The organism is Bacteroides faecium, from assembly GCF_012113595.1.
In the GTDB taxonomy this organism is placed as follows: Bacteria; Bacteroidota; Bacteroidia; order Bacteroidales; family Bacteroidaceae; genus Bacteroides; species Bacteroides faecium.
Genome location: NZ_CP050831.1, coordinates 3,001,342 through 3,019,146, shown reverse-complemented (window position 1 = coordinate 3,019,146; position 17,805 = coordinate 3,001,342). Strand labels below are relative to the sequence as shown.

Here is a 17,805-nt window from a genome sequence, read left to right as displayed (position 1 = left end):
ACTAATTTAATCACTTAGAGATATTAACATGAAAAACATTTTGCATGGAAATGGCAGTTTGGGAAGAAAGATACAATATCTTCTTCTGACAACTCTGTTCGTAGTACAATCTACCCTGTCGTTCGCACAGAACCGGACAGTGACAGGTGTAGTGGTAGATGAGAAAGATGAACCGATTATCGGTGCAAACGTCATGGTGAAAGGAACCGCCAAAGGTACCATTACCGATTTAGACGGAAAATTCGTACTCTCCGCTCCCAAAGGTTCCAAACTGCTGGAAGTATCCTTTATCGGATATAATACTCAAACTGTAACAATCACTGATAAAACGCTCCAAATCAAGCTGACGGAATCTGCTATCGCGTTGGACGAGGTTGTGGCTATCGGATACGGTAGCGCCAAGAAAGGAAACGTGACCGGTGCTATCGCCAAAGTGAACGCCGAAAAGCTGGAAGACCGGGCATCGACAAACATCGCTGCTTCCCTACAAGGACAACTGGCAGGTGTGGAAGTGCGCAGCACGACCGGCGAACCGGGTTCCGAATTGCAGATTCGTGTGCGTGGAGCCGCTTCTATCAATGCGGACGCCACTCCTTTATATGTAGTGGACGGTATTCCCGTTGATGACCTCGGCAGCCTCAACCCCGGAGATATACAATCTATCGAAGTCTTGAAAGATGCTTCGTCATCCGCTATTTATGGTTCGCGTGGTGCCAACGGTGTAGTTTTGATTACTACCAAGCAAGCCGGTGCGGATGATAAGGTCAGAGTGCAGTTCCAGGCTTCATTCGGTATCCAGTCATTGGAGAGAAAAGTAGATGTGCTGTCACCGGAAGAATGGATTGAGTTCCGTACCGCTTATAATAATAACAGATATATTTCCCAATATGGAAGTAAGGGGGCAACTGTTGATGATGATTTTGCCACCCGCCTGGCAATAATGGGTGGGAAAGGTAACACTTACTACTTGAATGACCCTCGATGGTCAGAACCCGGCTACGGAAATCTTCAGTTAATTGACTGGCAGGACGAATTCTTCCGCCTGGCTCCGATACAGAATTATCAATTATCTCTTTCCAGCGGTCGTGGTAACACAAAGTATCGTGTATCTTTAGGATACACAGACCAACAAGGTATTGCTATCGAAAGCAATTACAAACGTCTGAACTTCCGCGCTAATGTAGAGTCTAAAATATCCAACCGGATTACTGTCGGAGTGAACTTGGCTCCTTCAGCCAACTGGAGCGAAGGCGGACGTGTAGACGGTAAAGACCGCCAAGCTACCAACGTATTGACTATGGCTCCGCTAGCTGAACCGGAAGACGGCATCCATACAGGTTCAGGTTCACACGGCTATTATTGGTGGACTAGCTCCAGTAAGATTAGCCCGATTGCTTATATGGAAGAAGTGACCAATCACGGTGAAAGTGTCCGGCTCAATTCGGCAGCCTATGTCAAAGCGGACATATGGAACGGACTCAAAGCCGAAGTCACCGGTTCATATAATTTCAGCAGTACTCAAAGCCGTTCGTTTATTCCAAGCAGTGTCACCAAATACAGAGCCGACAGTGAAGGATACAAAACAACCGCAAGCCGCTCCGAATCACGCAGCAACAAATTCCTTCTTCAGTCTATTCTGCATTATGACAAAACATTCGGCAAGCATACTGTCGGTGCAATGGCAGGTTACTCAATGGAAAGCTCCAGCGGTTCTTCCAGCAAATTAAGTGCCACCCAATTTCCTGACAACTCGTTGGAAGTATTCGATATGGCAGATGTTGTATTGACAGCCGCCTCTGCATCGCTATCTACTCCTTCCCGACTAATGTCTTACTTCGGACGTGTACAATACGAATATGACGACCGTTACCTGTTGACGGCAAGCATCCGCCGCGATGGTTCTTCCCGTTTCGGCAAAGCGAACCGTTGGGGTGTATTCCCTGCCGTTTCCGGTGCTTACCGTATTTCAAACGAGAAGTTCTGGCCGAAAGATTTCGTTATGAACTCATTGAAGTTGCGTGCCAGTTGGGGAGCAAATGGTAATAACTCCATCCCGACAAATACAGCCCTTGCTAAATTAAGCAGCGCCAATTATTCATCCGGTACCATCATCAACGGTTTTGCGCCGACCTCACTCGCCAATCCCGACCTCGGCTGGGAAAAGACTGAAAGTTGGAACGTTGCTTTCGATATGGGATTATTCAAAAACCGTATCTTTATCTCTGCCGACTATTATGTAAAGACAACCAAAGACCTGCTGTATCAAGTGACTGTTCCCGCATTGCTCGGCTTCACCAAAGCATGGGGAAACATCGGTTCTATCCGCAACAAGGGTTTCGAACTGGAAGTGACAACACAGAATCTTACAGGAAAATTGAAGTGGACTACTTCTCTGAACGTTTCTTACAATCAGAATAAAGTACTTAGTTTGGGAGATGATAACAGTACTGTATTTACAGGATACGACAGTACGACACAGGTATTTATGGTGGGAGAACCTTTAAGGTCTTTCTTCATGTATGATGCTGTCGGGGTTTACCAGACACAGGCTGACTTAAAGAAATATCCTGTAATGCAAAACACCAAAGTGGGTGACGTTCGCTATCGGGACGCAAACGGTGACGGAGTTATCAATGACGGCGACCGTACCTTAATGGGTAAACCCGACCCGGACTATACTTTCGGTATGACAAACACCTTCAAGTACAAGAACTTTGACCTATCTATCCTGATTACAGGACAAACGGGCGGACATATCTACGGAGTACTGGGACGTGCAATGGACAGACCGGGTATGGGAGCCAACGGCAACGTACTTTCACACTGGAAAAACATGTGGAAATCGGAAGCTGAACCGGGTGACGGTAAAACTCCGGGTATCGACAATGCCAATACAGGACAGTTCTATGACAGCCGTTGGTTATATAGTACCGACTTCATCAAAATAAAGAACATCACATTAGGCTATCGCCTTCCATTCAAAAAGAAGTTCATACAGAATGCACGTGTTTACTTATCAGGCGAAAATCTACTGATGTGGGACAAGTACGACGGTGGTTTCTCACCGGAAGCGAACAACGCCGGTTCGAGCGGTGACTATGATTACGGTTCATATCCGCAAGCACGGGTTATTACTTTAGGAGTTAATGTTACATTCTAATAAAAGAAAGAAACTATGAAACTATATAAATATCTTATAAGTGGGGGATTGGCTCTGACATTAGCACTGTCCTCATGTGAAAGCTGGTTGGAAGTAGAGCCTAACGACACGCGTACCACGGATTACTTCTATTCAACTCCAGGTGAAATGGAACAAGCACTGATTGGTATCTACAACGGCCTGCTCCCTATTTCGGACTATTCCTGGCTTATGTCCGAAGTTCGTTCGGACAATGCATGGACGGATAAAACAACGGATAAGCAACGTGACTATATTGATATAGGAACATTCAATCCGAATATTTCTACTTTAAGTACTCTTTCGGGTGCTTGGAATGATTTATACGAGATTGTAGCGCGTGCGAATATGTTCCTTAGCAAAACAGAAGAGGTAGCTTTCTCTTCAGAAGATATTAAAAACCAATTTATCGGTGAGGCCAAATTCCTGAGAGCACTCGCTTATTTCGACTTAGTACGTTACTTCGGACGTATCCCTATCGTGCTGGAGCCGGTATCTGTCAATGAAGCAATGGCTATCAAGCAGTCCGAACCCGTAGACGTCTATGAAACAGCAATTGTTCCGGACTTGGAAGATGCAGTAAAGAAACTGGTAGATACTCCACTGAATTATTTAGGAAACGGTGCTTCAGCCGGACGCGCTACACTGGCTGCCGCAAAATCCTTATTAGGTCGTGTCTACTTGACAATGGCGGGATACCCCGTACAGGATACATCTAAAAAAGCATTAGCCGAAGAATTATTCAGTGAAGTGATTGACTATGCCTTTGCCAATAATAAATATTGGGCTAGTACGTCCGATGAATGGATTAAGATATGGATTAGCGACAATGATAATAAATATCATATTTTCGAAATCCAGTATATTGCAGCCAAAAACTACGGCAATCCTATGGTCTTCAATTCCGTACCGGCAGTTAACGACTCATACACGAATATAGCAATGTCTGGAAACAGAATATGGTGTGAAAACCAATTGGATGCTATCTTCAAGCAAACCAACGAAGAGGGAGCGTTCATTGACAAGCGTTGTGCCGGAACTATCAATACAACAGAATTCATAGATGAAGACGGAACTCCCTATACCGGTGGTGATTTCTTCCTTAAATTCTTCGAGCATAAGATGAAACGTAAACTTTTGGGATATGAGGATATCGACGGCCAGATTGCCGACCGTACTTATTTCCCTATCAATTATCCGCTCATCCGCCTAGAAGACGTAATGTTGATGTATGCTGAAATCGCAGGGCCTACCGGCAAAGGCAAAGAAATGGTGAACAAGATTCGGACACGTGCCGGATTGGATGCTTTGGATGATGATATTACAATTGAGAATTTCGCAGATTCTGTAGATATTGAACGCCGCCGTGAACTGGCATCCGAAGGAATTCGCTGGCATGACCTGGTACGTCAAAACCGATATGTATCCGTATTACAGGATATGTTCAAACGCAATGGTTCTGATGCAAATGACGTTATTACCAAACCGGAGACATACGAAATGTACAAACAGGTCACTAAAGACTCATACATCTATCCGATACCCGATTCACAGATGAAGGTAAAAGAAGGACTGTATGAACAGAACAAAGGATATAATTAAGCGTGACAGATTACTATTTATAAATTTGTTTGAAGGTTAGTAGTAAAAGTCCTCGGGCGGTAGCTTTGAGGACTTTTACTTGTATATACAAGTAAAAGTTCCGGCAATGTTGTTTATTTCCTGCCATCAAGTATCTTTGTTCATAAACTGAATTTTAACGCTTATGTATAAACAACCGGATATCCTAGAAAGTGGAAAGATTCACTTTGCAGTCATGGCAATAGAAGCTGGAGCACGAGAAATGGGAATTTCTCCTATGGAAATGCGCCGACGTTTAGAGAGCCGCATCATCCTATTATTATCAACCCGATTGGAGATAAGCCCGGAACGGGCATTAAATCTGTTTTATGAAACAAATGTATGCGCCATGTTACACGATTCCCGCTACGGTCTGCATCTAATGAGTGACACCTATATTATAAATGATGTATTACGTGAATTGCAAGATAGGCAGTAGTCTTAATGTATATGGAAAATAAAAAGTCTGCCATTATTCAAAGAGGGGGAAAGTTGCCTGCAATGCAACTTTCCCCCTCTTCTTTTTAACAGATTTATCTATCCTATTATTTTCCTATAGCACCAGCCCAGTCTTTCGCAAAGCGAAAACTACCGATATTTCCCTTGAAACCACTACGGTTTCTAAATGAGATAGCTTTCAGACCAGCTTTCAAAGCACCTTCTTCACCAACTGCCACTGCATCGGCTTTCGGTTCATTCTGACCTAATTCGGGGTCAACGAATAAAGAAACCTCGTTCTTGTCATAATCAACTTTCAATACGAGCAGATGCGTTGTATTATAATCATATACCATAGGAGCCTCGTTACGTTCTTTCAGCAAGCCGACAGCAAATTTGATTTTATCATTTCCTTCGCGTCTGACATATACCTGTCCACGATTTCCGCCACCGACATAACTGGCACTTGCTGCCAAAAAGTCCGCCAAATTGCTTGAACCGACCTTAGCAAAATTCACCAAACAAGCCAGATAATAAGTTCCTTTGGAATACACTTTCCCAGATTCAACTAAGGAATACGCACTGATGCGGGAACCTTTCACACCTTGTGGAAAACCAAAATTAATAGATAATCCCGCTTCATTATACCCTGCATAAGACAGAGCCTTTCCGACAGTAGGACTTACCACTCCTTCGACCGGTTTGGCTGTAAAGCCGCCGCACCAGGTATCTACGTTAATAGGAGCCCGTTTATCATCATAAACCGTTTTCTCCAAAGTATCACCTACCTTATAACCTTTCAACAGGTCATTCTTCAAAACTTGCGCCTGGCTTCCCAATGCAAGTACCGCCAACGCCATTGATACAAATACTTTTCTCATAATTCCTCTTCTATTTTATGTTTTTAATCCGCGTTATTTATATTAATTACCGTCCGGTTTATCTATCTCCGTAAACGGGCAAAGATTCCATTTGAAGTCTTCGAATCTGTCGGGACGAGCAGGATTGAATCCTTTATAATCCTTTTTCAAGAACTTCACCGCATCCAAATCAGCTTTCTTCATACCTTCAATAATACATTTAGCCAGTTCATAAGCACCGAAAGTATTGGAGTGGGAATTATCTTTCAGTTCCTTTGTCTGTCCCGGATAAGTATTGGCAGGATAATGCACGAACGCATGTTTAGAGCCGTCTTCGCCCATTGCCTCATAAAGTGTACGACTGATTTCATTCAAATCAATCAAAGGTACGTTTTCTTTTTCTGCCAACCAACGAATCGCATCGGGATAATCAAGGTGAGTGTTCATTATCTTGCCATTCTTGTCGAAGCGACGGCGTTGCGTCGGAGTCACTAATACAGGATACGCACCTCTGGAACGTGCTTCATCAATATAAATTTTCAGATTATACATGAAAGAATAGAAAGCTCCTTTACCGGGGCCTTTCTGCTTCTGGTCGTTGTGCCCGAACTCCATAAAGAGATAATCGCCTTTCTTCATCTGTGTCAGGGCTTTTTTCAAACGTCCGGCACCAATAAAGGTATTAGCGGATTCTCCGGATTCGGCATAATTGGCAATAGCTATCCCGTCGGTGAACCAACGTGGGAACATTTGTCCCCAGGCAGCCCAAGGTTCGTTGTCATAATCCACTACGGTGGAGTTGCCGCAAAGGAAAATGGTGGGAACTTTATCTGTACGTTCAATAACTAAGGAAGTTATGCGTGGAGCATCACCGTTAAATTCGAGTGTCAGCTTTTCATCCCAGTTCAATTTATTCTTTTCACGCGGTTTGATTTTGACTTTTTGCTTCCCGTTGATATACATATTCCGTTTGTTGACAGTGAAAGATTCAACAAGCGTTTCTCCTTTCTTAGTTGGAAGATTCTCTATAAACAGACGGCGGGATTCGGCACGTACCGTAGTATTTCCGGCTGAGTCCTTACTGCCAAGAGTGACGGTTACTTTATAGTTACCGTCGGGAACATTGACGGAGAAGAAAAAAGGTTGGTTGCTTTTTCCGTCCCATGCCGGTTGCAGGTCGTATCCGTAACCTTGTTCTTCGTTGAACAAGGTTTCAGATGTCACTTTAGTATATCCCTCTTTTACTTTCTTGTCGGAAGTAAAGTCGAATTTATAGACTTGTGCCTGTGTATAAAAAGTACTTGCACACAATAATAATCCAAGAGTACAAACTAATTTTCTCATTTTAATAACCGATTATATTAAAAGGCTAAAACAAATCGATAAGCCCTGGCATCCACTTTCTTTCCACCTGTATTAACCGAAGAAGAAGTTGCAGTATAAGAGACATAATACATATTACTTGCATTCCGTTCCGTACTCGACCAATATTGAGTACCAATCTCAATAGATGCGCCTTGCACCTTAGCAATCTGATTGTTCAAAGTTGTCAATAATCCATTTTTATCCTGCATATTTCTCAATTCCTGAACAGAAGGTAAAAACCAATTAGTACTGATAGCAGGCGCAACTACCGTTTTCCGATAAGCATCCAAGACCTGCAAAACTTGTAAATCAGACGAGTTAGCATCATTATATGCTTCAATCACTCTTGTATTATTATATCCTAATATCCTATCCCGCTCGGCAACTGTTGTAGATGTAGTCTTGCTTCCGTCATAAAAATTGCCGGACAAGTCTATAAAATTGGCTGCATCTGTAAAGTTCTTCCTATACCATATTCTCATCTCGGCAGCAGTACCATTCACAAATTTATCATTAACAGTATTCAAAGATACTACCAAGCCATTCACACAATTAGGATGTTCCCTTGACAAAACATCTTGCGCAGACGTATATCCATCCTTTTCTGCAGCATACAATACCGACGGCTGAGGATTACCTACCCAACAAACAACCCCGATACATCTATCCGATTCAATATCCGCTTCTTTCGCATCTTTGGATATAAGGCTACCATCTGCATTATATAAATCACCCACCTGCAAATAGTGTGTCACCTCTTTATATCCACCATCAACAACAAAACGTTTGTACTTTCCTTCTTTCATCTTTTCCGCCGTATCAAGCGTACATTGCTTGTCATTGTAATGACCGATAATCTGATTCTCCGATGACGGTTTTCTTAATAAACGGTATTCATCCTGCTTTGCATCATAATAAGGAGCTATTTTATTTCCTTCGCCCACATTGTCAAGATAGAAAGCTACATCAACAGGCATGGCAACATAAGGAGTTTCTTCCGGCATTGCCACTCCTTCGGCATCCGTAAAGATATAACGGGTAGAAGGCAGCTTCACAACAACCAGACTCATACGGTGCGTCAACTGAAAGCTTAATGTGTAGTTGCCGTTCTCGCCAATCAACGCAGTTGCATTTGAGGTCATCAAATCCTGTTTCGCATACGCTTTTTGGTCACTCTGCTCCGTAGTCAGTTCCCAGGCGGCTACCAAAGGAGCAAAGAAATCATCGCCTGCCAAATCTGTTTTACCGCTCATATCCGGTTGATAAGGATAATAAGCATAGAAAGTCACTCCCGCCAGGCGCTCATCATACAATATCGGTTTGCCCGACCAGCTTGAACCATTGAAAGTAAAAGGCATATTATTGATTTCGTCCAATATCGCACCGTCCTTCACGGCAAACAATCCGATTTGGTCACCCTGAGTAAAGGTCGTGACGAATCCCGTATCTTCCGTACGTGTAGACGGTTCATTGCTAATCAGACCTGTGTCAGTCACATTCAGTACAATTCCGTTCCGTGCATTTCCCGGAACTTCTTCTTCATTCTGAGAACAACCAGCCCAACCGAACAACAGGATTGCCAGCAAAGCTACTTGTATAAGTTTATATTGTTTCATCTTCGCTTCAAATTTTGAATATTATTCCTTATCAGTTCCTTCCACTTCCTCATCATCACCATCCCACGAAACAGAATCTTTCTCTATGGTCACTTTCAGTCCCGGCTTACCAACTCCTACATTGTATGTATATTGGTGTCCGCCTTCCAAAATTCCCTCTCCATTGCCCGGTGTATGCCCGAAAGTCCTGCCGTCTTTCAACACAACCTTAAAGAACAATTTACCGGACATATCTTGTGGAATCGTCAACAACTGGAAAGAATAGGCATATCCCTCTCTAGCGTTTAACAGATAAGGTTTCATCACTGTCGTTCCGGCACCTGCGACCGATTGCAATTTACCCTCTGTCATTGTCCCCTTTGTCACTGCATTTACAGTAAAGACAACGCCATTCAAATCTTCTTCGGACACCGTATCGCCGTCACCCTTCACGTTGATAATCAGCTTCACCGTTCCATGACGGAATTTAAGCTTCCGTTCGCTACGGAATTTCATCTTCTCATAGGCATAAAGAAAATCCGAGTTTTGATAGGCTTCATCAGTAGTCTGGTCAGCGGCTACCGCCCATTCAGTCAATAAGGTTTCCGAAGAAGGATACCAGGCAAACAACGTTTCTTCCTCTGTGGTCGTGTACCAATAAAGAGGGTCGTTATTCTTGGCACTCATTTCTCCCGACTGAGAAACCTCATACAGTTTTTGTGAGAAACCGTCATAAAGGGAAACAGATTCTCCCCCGTTCCACTCAGTCTTTTCACCGATGCCGCGTGTGAAAGTCATACCGGACTTTTCCGCTGTCAACTCCAGCGGATATTTATTATTCTGAAACTCGTCTTCCACTACATTGGTACATGCTCCGAAGAAGCCTGCCACCGCCAATAAGCTGCCGAGCCATAAGTCTTGTCTTTTCATATCGTTCCTTTTTGAATCCTTATCACTCGTTTATTCAGTAACCGAAGCTGTCACATCTTTATCATCTTCGACTATCCAATCTTCAATCTCCGCTTTGGTGATTGTCATTGCCGGATTTTCGAATGTCACATTATAAGGATAAGCATGTCCACTCTCCAAATTCTGAACAGGCATATATTGAGTATATGTCTCATCATTCATCCTTACTTCCAGCAATACTTCCGCCGGCATATCCTGCGGGAAGAGAATAATAGACGCAGTCATTTCACCTTCTGCCGGTTTAGTAATATCCATACTCAATTCAGAGTTAGGGGTAGCGACGCCCTTGGCAACAGCCTCACCGGTAGTCACGTTGAAAGTTCCTTCGAGTTGCAGGCTTTTCAGATAGACTTTCATATTGTTCAGTGTGGCACCGTTGGTTGCCTTGAACTTCAGTATTATCTTGGTCATTTTGTGTGAGAAGTCAAATGTAACGGGAGCTTCGGCACGAATCCCGGTAGCCTTCGCGAATAAGAAGTCTATTTGAGGCTGTTTGTCCGCAGTCTGGTCTGAGCCGCTTATCGTTTTTGCTATCACACCTTCCGTACCCGGCAAAGTTCCATTCTCACCCTGATAAGGATAATAAGCATTCAAGGTAAACTCACCTTCTCCTTTCAAACGGATATTATTGTCTGTCGAACCTTCGTTCACAACACGAAACGCATTTCCGTTTTCATTGCGGTACTGGATATTAATATAGGTGTCCACTGCGTTAAGCGTCGCATTATCCTCGTCCGCTTCAACAGTCACTCCGATACGGTCGTCCGTCCCCCACGCCGCGCCGACAGCACGGGATTTCTGAACATTGTCCAACACTTCGTCGATATTTCCAAAAATTTCGATGGGCTTATAAGCGCGGTCTGCTTTTCCCGATTCTTCGTCACTGCAAGCTGAGAAAGCTAATGACACTAGCATAGCGGCTGCTAAATACATGTTTTTCATTGATGTCTTCATTTTAAGTTATTGTTCTTTTGATTTTTTACTTCCGCAAATGTAGACGTACTTATTGAAGTATACAATGGACGATTGTACGCAAATACCTTGGCAATTATCCATTCAAGGGAAGTAAGCCCGCCGGAGTATAATTACCTAGGGAGAAGTGTATATTATTCTATTATTTCAGCTTGTACACTTCCGTCCCGGCAAGCAGGAAACAACCTACACCGTAATCCTCAAAGTCGGGTACACTCTTATAAGTAACAGGCTGACCGTCTTTAGGCTCCTTACCCGTGCCTTGTACATATCCCAGGAATCCGTTCGGATGAACGGCATCTTTCACCATTGCATTCCATGCCTTTAAAGCAACCGGAAGATACTCCTTGCGGTCGAGCAGTCCGTCGCGGACTCCCCAAACCATTCCGTAGACAAACAGTGCCGTGCCGGAAGTCTCTTTCCCGCCGAAGTTCGTAGGGTCATGAAGGCTGACATTCCAGAAACCGTCTTCACGCTGGCACTTCTTCAATGCCTTGCTCATGGTCAGGAAGTCGTTAATATAGTCCTGACGGTGTTTCTCGTCAGCAGGGATTTCATCCAGTACCCGTACCAAGGCGGCATATACCCAGCCGTTTCCGCGGCTCCAGTAACAATCCTCGCCATTCGGCTCCTTATATGGCGGGTTAAAATCCTGGTCGCGCCACCACAGACCGTCTTTCTGATTGAACATACCCGTCTCGTCGTGCTGGCTGCGTGTATAATAATACATATCCCACATCTTGTCGTAGTATTTCTGCTCTCCGGTCATTTTGCCGAACTTGGCGAAGATAGGCATTGCCATTTGTACGGCGTCAATCCACCACCAGTCATTTACTTGCGGAGTGTTCACCACCATGTCGATGCTCGCCTTGATATTCCGAATCATGTTCGGGTCGGACGGACATATATTATACAGGTCGATATAAGTTTGTCCGCAGCAGTGGTCGTCCGCGTTGCGGGTGGTGTTGCCGTTTCTCATTCCCCATTTGTGGAAGTCCGCCCAGTCATAGGCATAGCGATAATAATCTTCGTGCGGATAAATGCCATATAAAGACATCAGTCCTTCATAATATACACCGCGTGTCCATATGTTGCTGGGGCGTACACGGCCATAAAAACTGGGGATAGTATAGTCAGCATACTTCTTCATAAAGTAACCGTTCACTTTCTTCATTACCGCCAACGTTTCTTTTTGGTCGGGTAATGTCTGAGCATTCACACTGACAGAACCTGTCAAGATGAAAAAGAATAATAGTACGAAAATATTCCTCATGTACATTCTTGGATTATTTATATTTAAAACTTACTTTAATTTTCCCTGCATACGGATTGAAATCGAAAAGGACTTTCTCTCCTGAGATATGTGCCGGCAGAGGCTTCCTGCCTTGTTTCACGGATACTTCCCCTACTCCTTTACATTCAATCACCATTGTCAACGGTTCTGTAAACAGTTTCTTGTCTACTGTCATTTCAGGAGTAATCGTCAAGCCTTTCTTTGTTTCCGATACTTTCAACCGAATATCGTCTCTCTCCCTTATATAAGCGGCCACTTCACGGAACGTACCTACCCAAATCTTATCTTCCAGGCTTTTCACCTTGTCCAAATGTTCCCAAAACAAGGACGGTTCCTTAAAAGCATCATATCCGTAATTGATTCCATGCGTCATGCCTACTCCCCATTCCCCTTTTTTCATCAAATCATCCAGCCATTTGGCAAATCGTTGGGGAGTCGATTTGCTACCGATTGAAATTTGCCTGGTACGTGTTCCTACTCTGTTTTTGGAAGCCAGTTCTACGATTTCATCGGTTTTATAATTATAGGGATAGCAGTAAGTGACGGGCATCACACCTATATTGGCAAAAATCGCACTGTCATTCTTTTCTATTTCCGTCTTCACCTGTTCCAGCGTCAGACGTTTCGCATTCTTATGTGTCCAGCTATGGTTGGAAATCTCGTGTCCGTTCTTTGCCATTTTCCTCAGTTCGCCCCAAGTCATCCGGGGTAATTTGGACGACGCCCCTTGTTCCGTATAATAGCCGCATATCCAAAATGTACCCCTAAAGCCACGCTTTTCCAATTCCGGCGCAGCTACCGTGGAATGTTCCGCCAAGCCGTCATCAAAAGTATAGGAGATAGCGCAAGCCTTGTCCTGCCTGTATTTGGCGACATAGACTTTCCAGTCCGCTGCCGACAAGGTGGTACCGGTACAGAAAATGCAGAAGAAAGAAGCTAGGATAAAGAAAGAAAGAGTTTTCATGGTTCTATCAGATGATTAAATATATGGATACAAAAATCTAGTGACGCACTATTTACTTTGCAAAAATAGGCGTACTTCCTCTCTTGTACAATAGACTATTGTACACAAATACAAGGAAAATTATCCAATATGTAATATTATCGCTATGAATCCGATTCCTGTGGCTCCGAAGAAGCAGCATCCGTATTCACCCCACGCTGATAAACAGACGGTGCCACGCCGAACTGCGCCTTAAAACATTTGCTGAAATAGAACGGGTCGCTGATACCAACTTTATAGGATACTTCCGCAACAGTCAGGTTATCTTCCGAGAGCAGCAGTTCCGCTGCTTTCTTCATCCGCACCACACGCAGGTATTCATTAGGCGAATATCCGGTCACGCCGCGCAGCTTCCGGTAGAATACCGTTCGTCCCAACTTCATAAGCTGCGCAAACTCGTCAATAGAAAATTCAGGGCGGGCGAGGTTCTGTTCAAGGATAGCAGCCAACCGGTCGGCAAATTCCTTATCCCGGTCGGTAGTGCACATGGCAGGACGCACGATACCCGGTTCGCTGGAGAACTTCTCACGCAGTTTGTCGCGTTGTTCTATCAAACGGAACACACGTGCCAATAGCAGTTTCACGCTGAACGGCTTTGCGATATAGGCGTCCGCCCCCGCTTCGATACCTTCCAAATGTTTTTCCGGTGAGCTTAATGCAGTCAGCAGGATGATAGGGATATGGCTTGTATCGAAATCCGATTTCAGTTTCCGGGTTACTTCAAATCCTGTCATTCCCGGCATAAGCACATCGCAGATTATCAGGTCTGCTTCGGACGTACGCGCTTTCTCAAAGCCGGATGTTCCGTCGGCAGCCACTTCTACTTCAAAATAGGCTCCCACTTCTTCTTTCAGGAATTCACGAATATCGTTGTCGTCCTCAATAATCAGGACTTTCCGTTTGTTCAAAGGAGCAGGTAGCTTTTCCGGGTCGGGAAGCTCTTCCGAGAGTTGCAACAAATGATGTGCCTGTCCGTCCGCTTCTTTCAGCAATACGTTGCCGGGAATCAAAAAGTCTTTCTCCGCATAAACCGTCTTGTCCGTCGGGATACATACGGTAAATACGGAACCGCCGCCTTCGTTGTCCTTATATTCAATCGTACCTTTATGCACCGACACCAGTTCGTGGCTCAAATGCAGACCTACACCGATACTGTCACCGGAGAAGTTGCTCTGCATAAAGCGTTTGAACAGTTCATTCTGTTTCTCTTTGGGGATACCGACTCCGGTATCCGAAACTTGAATCTGCAATGTTTTCCGGGCTTCGTCCACGTTCACCGAAAGGATGACAGTACCGTTGGAAGGCGTATATTTGAATGCATTGGAAAGCAGGTTGTAAGTCACCTTATCCAGATTCCCCTTGTCGATGAACATCTTATAGGAAGGCACGGAAGGCTGGAAACGGAAATTCATGTTCTTCTGTTCCGCCACGTCGCCGAAACTCAGGAATATTTCATAGAGGAAAGAGATAACATCGGTTTCCTCCAAAGAAAGTGCCAGTTTGTTGTTCTGCATCTTTCTGAATTCCAACAACTGGTTGATAAGCCTCAACATACGTTGCGTGCTCTTATCCATCGTCTTCAACGGATATATAAGTTCGCGCGGAATATCCGTGACGCGCTGTATTTTTTCCAGTGCTCCCTGAATCAATGTAAGCGGGGTACGGAATTCGTGGGAGATGTTGGTGAAGAATACCAGTTTATATTCGGTCAACTGCTTTTCCACATTGATGCGGTTGCGCAGCCCGTTAAAGTTGCGGACAATGCGGAAGGCAAAATACAAGGCTATAATCAACAGTAATACATAACACAGCATCGCCCAGGTAGTCTTCCAAAATGGCGGGACAACCACAATCTTCAATGTAGTCTCGCTATCGTTCCAAATGCCCGACCCGTTGCTCGATTTGACATGAAGCACATATGTCCCCGGATTCAAGTATTTGAAAGAAGCAAAATTCAAGGGAGAAGGCGCACTCCAATCCTGGTCGTAGTTCTCCAGCCAGTACATATACTTCGTATGTCCGCTATCGGAATAATCAAAGGTAGAGAAGTCTATCAGAAATGAGTTCTGAAAATATTTCAAAGTGATTTCATCCGAATAGGCAAGTGACTGCTTCAAGGGAGAATCTTCCATTTGCGGATTCATCTGGGTTCCGTTGACATACAAGTCGGTGAAGACCACCGGAGAAAAACTCTCACTATCCTGTATCTTTTCGGGGTCGATGACAATCAGACCGTAGTTTGTTCCAAACAATAACTTTCCGTCTTCGCGCATGCAGGCACTATTCTCGCTGTACACATTCCCCAAGGTATAGGAAGAGAAGAAATAATTCTCGAAAGAATGATTGGCCGGGTTAAACTTGGAGATACCATACTCGGTAGCCACCCAGATATTTCCGTTCTTGTCTCCGAGAATAGATTGAATCACATCGTTGACCAGTCCTTCGGAAGTGCCGTAATGCTCATACTTCAAAGAGTTGTAATTATCCTGAGGCTCACAAAGATTCAGTCCCGAACCGGATGTGCCAATCCACATACGTCCTTTCGTATCCCGGTAGATGCACTTGATTTCGTTACTGCAAAACTTGCCGTTCGTGTAGCTGAACAGGTGATAATTATCAGAATCGGCAATCAATGAATCAGGATGAAAGATGCAGATGCCCTCGCTGGTTCCTACCCAGACCATACCGTTCTCGTCTTCCTCTATCACACGCACCATTCGCAATCCGAATGTCTGTTGGAAGAAGTGACGGAATTTATACTTGCCGTCCGGCGTAGGTTCTGCCAGTTCAAGCCCGCCGCCGAATGTCCCTACCCACATACGTTCTTTGCGGTCGCGGTAAATCGCAAAGACATTATTGTCGGACAAAGCCGTGAGGTCGGAAGGATTATTATAATACCAGGTGTCCCCTACTTTCAGTCCGTTTCCACGGGTTCCCGTCCACATTCGCCCCTGCCCGTCTTCGGCAATGGCGTAAATATTGGAATGGAAATATTGATTGGTCATCTTCGAGCGGAGATTGGAATCGAAGGTGTAAAGCCCCCCTTTACGTGTGCCGACACAGATATCACCGTTCGACATTTTAGTGAGCATACGGATGGTGTTCGAACGGTCGAACAAATCACGGGATTCGGGATAGATACGGGAAGTTCCTTCATTCAAGACAGAGATGCGGGATAAGCCCGAATACTCGGAAGCTACCCAGATACCACCGGCACGGTCTTCCATGACATAAAGCAGGAAGTCCGAACTGATATGGCTTTGGTCATTTATATTGGCAACGAAGTGTTCCAGTTTGTCTTCGGCGGTATTATAGGCGAAAAGACCGTTACCGTAGGTCGAAATCCAGATAATTCCGCGGGAGTCATGGACGATGTGATAACGTTCGAAGTCGATGTAGCTTATCTTGTCCTGCGGAATCAACTGGAAGTCTTTGATTTCTCCCGTTTCGGCAAGTACATAGGTAAGATGTCCCGTATGGTTGTATATCCAATAGTCACCGTGATTGTCACGTATCAGTTCGCCTTTCTTGATGTCCATGCGGGAATCCGCCTGAACGTCACCGGTGTTAAAATCGTACGTATATACTCCGGTAGTAGTCAGAATGACCCATTTATCCTTTAGCAGAAAGTTGCCGGTGGGCGAAGTCTTTCCTGCTACAACGGCAAGAGAAGCCTGTTTCTGCATCTTTTGGGTGGCAGACTGATAAAGATAGATGTCCCCGTCGGCAGTCAGGAAATACATATCATCTTTATAAGCCAGGGAAGAAGTGAAATGGATTAGACGGTCTTCTATCCGGTATTGTCCGTTGGTGACAGAGACTAGGCCGCATTGCGTTCCAATCCAGATGCGACCGCTGGCATCCTCATTAACAAATTTCACTCTGTTGTCCGGCAGATTGCCACGTTCGGTTCTGAATACGGTAGAGGTCATTCCGCCGTCCGGTTGATGGTTCATTTGGCGACAGCCGTTTCCCGAATGGTGCAGCCACACATCTCCGTTGGCGGCTACGAATACTTTCGAATAGTTCTGTCGTGATTCGCCGCAACCCGTATAGTCAACAAAACGGGCACGTTGCAAATCGTAACAGCTATATAATTCCGGTGTGGTGGAAATCCACAGGAAACCGTTTTTATCTTCGGTCAGGTCATAAATCCGGTTATCTGCCAAAGAAACCATGTCTCCGGCTTCCGGTCGGTAAGTAAGGAAAGAGTTGCCGTCATAACGGCTTAATCCGTTCAAGGTAGCCAGCCAAAGGAAACCTTTGCTATCTTGGTAGATGTAGCGGACAGAGTTATTGGGAAGACCGTCACTGGTTCTCATTTGTGTGGAACGGAGTTCTATTGCACCATAAGCATTCAGCACAAAACAAACGAGAAAGAGGAAGAGTGAAAGGTGTCTTTGAGTCATAATAGATTCCAAGATTAATAATAAATGTTGGACAAAAATAATCAAGATAGTTGGAATAAGAAAGAAACACTCCATTAAAATAGTATGAGGAGAATGCTTGTA

The 17,805-nt window shown here is 44.5% G+C and carries 11 protein-coding genes; 3 read left to right on the top strand and 8 right to left on the bottom strand.

Features of this window, described 5'->3' with window-relative positions; genetic code table 11:
* Positions 1 to 28 precede the first annotated feature (28 nt).
* From BacF7301_RS10660 to BacF7301_RS10650, 3 genes are all read left to right on the top strand, one after another.
* Positions 29 to 3,160: a SusC/RagA family TonB-linked outer membrane protein gene (locus BacF7301_RS10660; protein ID WP_167962616.1), complete on the top strand. Its 3,132-nt coding sequence runs from the start codon at positions 29 to 31 to the stop codon at positions 3,158 to 3,160.
* A 15-nt stretch (positions 3,161 to 3,175) separates the two neighbouring features.
* Positions 3,176 to 4,780: a RagB/SusD family nutrient uptake outer membrane protein gene (locus BacF7301_RS10655; RefSeq protein WP_167962614.1), complete on the top strand. Its 1,605-nt coding sequence runs from the start codon at positions 3,176 to 3,178 to the stop codon at positions 4,778 to 4,780.
* Positions 4,781 to 5,036: 256 nt separating this feature from the next.
* Positions 5,037 to 5,237: a DUF3791 domain-containing protein gene (locus tag BacF7301_RS10650; RefSeq protein WP_167967171.1), complete on the top strand. Its 201-nt coding sequence runs from the start codon at positions 5,037 to 5,039 to the stop codon at positions 5,235 to 5,237.
* A 106-nt stretch (positions 5,238 to 5,343) separates the two neighbouring features.
* On the opposite strand, the gene BacF7301_RS10645 is transcribed toward BacF7301_RS10650, so the two are convergent.
* The 8 genes from BacF7301_RS10645 to BacF7301_RS10610 form a co-directional block, all read right to left on the bottom strand.
* Complete coding sequence (locus tag BacF7301_RS10645; RefSeq protein WP_167962612.1) at positions 5,344 to 6,117, bottom strand: hypothetical protein; 774 nt, start codon at positions 6,115 to 6,117, stop codon at positions 5,344 to 5,346.
* A gap of 42 nt (positions 6,118 to 6,159) precedes the next feature.
* On the bottom strand, positions 6,160 to 7,440 hold the full coding sequence (locus tag BacF7301_RS10640) for a rhamnogalacturonan acetylesterase (RefSeq protein WP_167962610.1): 1,281 nt from the start codon (positions 7,438 to 7,440) through the stop codon (positions 6,160 to 6,162).
* Positions 7,441 to 7,457: 17 nt separating this feature from the next.
* Positions 7,458 to 9,077, bottom strand: coding sequence for a fimbrillin family protein (locus BacF7301_RS10635; RefSeq protein WP_167962608.1), 1,620 nt, complete (start codon positions 9,075 to 9,077; stop codon positions 7,458 to 7,460).
* 21 nt (positions 9,078 to 9,098) lie between these two features.
* Positions 9,099 to 9,986, bottom strand: a complete 888-nt coding sequence (locus tag BacF7301_RS10630; protein ID WP_167962606.1) for a fimbrillin family protein — start codon at positions 9,984 to 9,986, stop codon at positions 9,099 to 9,101.
* Between the two features lie 30 nt (positions 9,987 to 10,016).
* Entirely contained in the window at positions 10,017 to 10,967 is a 951-nt protein-coding gene (locus BacF7301_RS10625; protein ID WP_167962605.1) for a fimbrillin family protein, read from the bottom strand.
* A 172-nt stretch (positions 10,968 to 11,139) separates the two neighbouring features.
* Entirely contained in the window at positions 11,140 to 12,276 is a 1,137-nt protein-coding gene (locus BacF7301_RS10620; protein ID WP_369805648.1) for a glycoside hydrolase family 88/105 protein, read from the bottom strand.
* A gap of 7 nt (positions 12,277 to 12,283) precedes the next feature.
* Positions 12,284 to 13,255, bottom strand: a complete 972-nt coding sequence (locus tag BacF7301_RS10615) for a polysaccharide deacetylase family protein (RefSeq protein WP_167962601.1) — start codon at positions 13,253 to 13,255, stop codon at positions 12,284 to 12,286.
* 143 nt (positions 13,256 to 13,398) lie between these two features.
* Positions 13,399 to 17,703: a hybrid sensor histidine kinase/response regulator transcription factor gene (locus BacF7301_RS10610; RefSeq protein ID WP_167962599.1), complete on the bottom strand. Its 4,305-nt coding sequence runs from the start codon at positions 17,701 to 17,703 to the stop codon at positions 13,399 to 13,401.
* Positions 17,704 to 17,805 lie beyond the last annotated feature (102 nt).

Excerpts from the sequence above, each read along its gene's own strand:
- BacF7301_RS10660 (WP_167962616.1), top strand. The coding sequence starts at position 29 with ATGAAAAACATTTTGCATGGAAATGGCAGTTTGGGAAGAAAGATACAA.
- BacF7301_RS10655 (WP_167962614.1), top strand. The coding sequence starts at position 3,176 with ATGAAACTATATAAATATCTTATAAGTGGGGGATTGGCTCTGACATTA.
- BacF7301_RS10650 (WP_167967171.1), top strand. The coding sequence starts at position 5,037 with ATGGAAATGCGCCGACGTTTAGAGAGCCGCATCATCCTATTATTATCA.
- BacF7301_RS10645 (WP_167962612.1), bottom strand. The coding sequence starts at position 6,117 with ATGAGAAAAGTATTTGTATCAATGGCGTTGGCGGTACTTGCATTGGGA.
- BacF7301_RS10640 (WP_167962610.1), bottom strand. The coding sequence starts at position 7,440 with ATGAGAAAATTAGTTTGTACTCTTGGATTATTATTGTGTGCAAGTACT.
- BacF7301_RS10635 (WP_167962608.1), bottom strand. The coding sequence starts at position 9,077 with ATGAAACAATATAAACTTATACAAGTAGCTTTGCTGGCAATCCTGTTG.
- BacF7301_RS10630 (WP_167962606.1), bottom strand. The coding sequence starts at position 9,986 with ATGAAAAGACAAGACTTATGGCTCGGCAGCTTATTGGCGGTGGCAGGC.
- BacF7301_RS10625 (WP_167962605.1), bottom strand. The coding sequence starts at position 10,967 with ATGAAAAACATGTATTTAGCAGCCGCTATGCTAGTGTCATTAGCTTTC.
- BacF7301_RS10620 (WP_369805648.1), bottom strand. The coding sequence starts at position 12,276 with ATGTACATGAGGAATATTTTCGTACTATTATTCTTTTTCATCTTGACA.
- BacF7301_RS10615 (WP_167962601.1), bottom strand. The coding sequence starts at position 13,255 with ATGAAAACTCTTTCTTTCTTTATCCTAGCTTCTTTCTTCTGCATTTTC.
- BacF7301_RS10610 (WP_167962599.1), bottom strand. The coding sequence starts at position 17,703 with ATGACTCAAAGACACCTTTCACTCTTCCTCTTTCTCGTTTGTTTTGTG.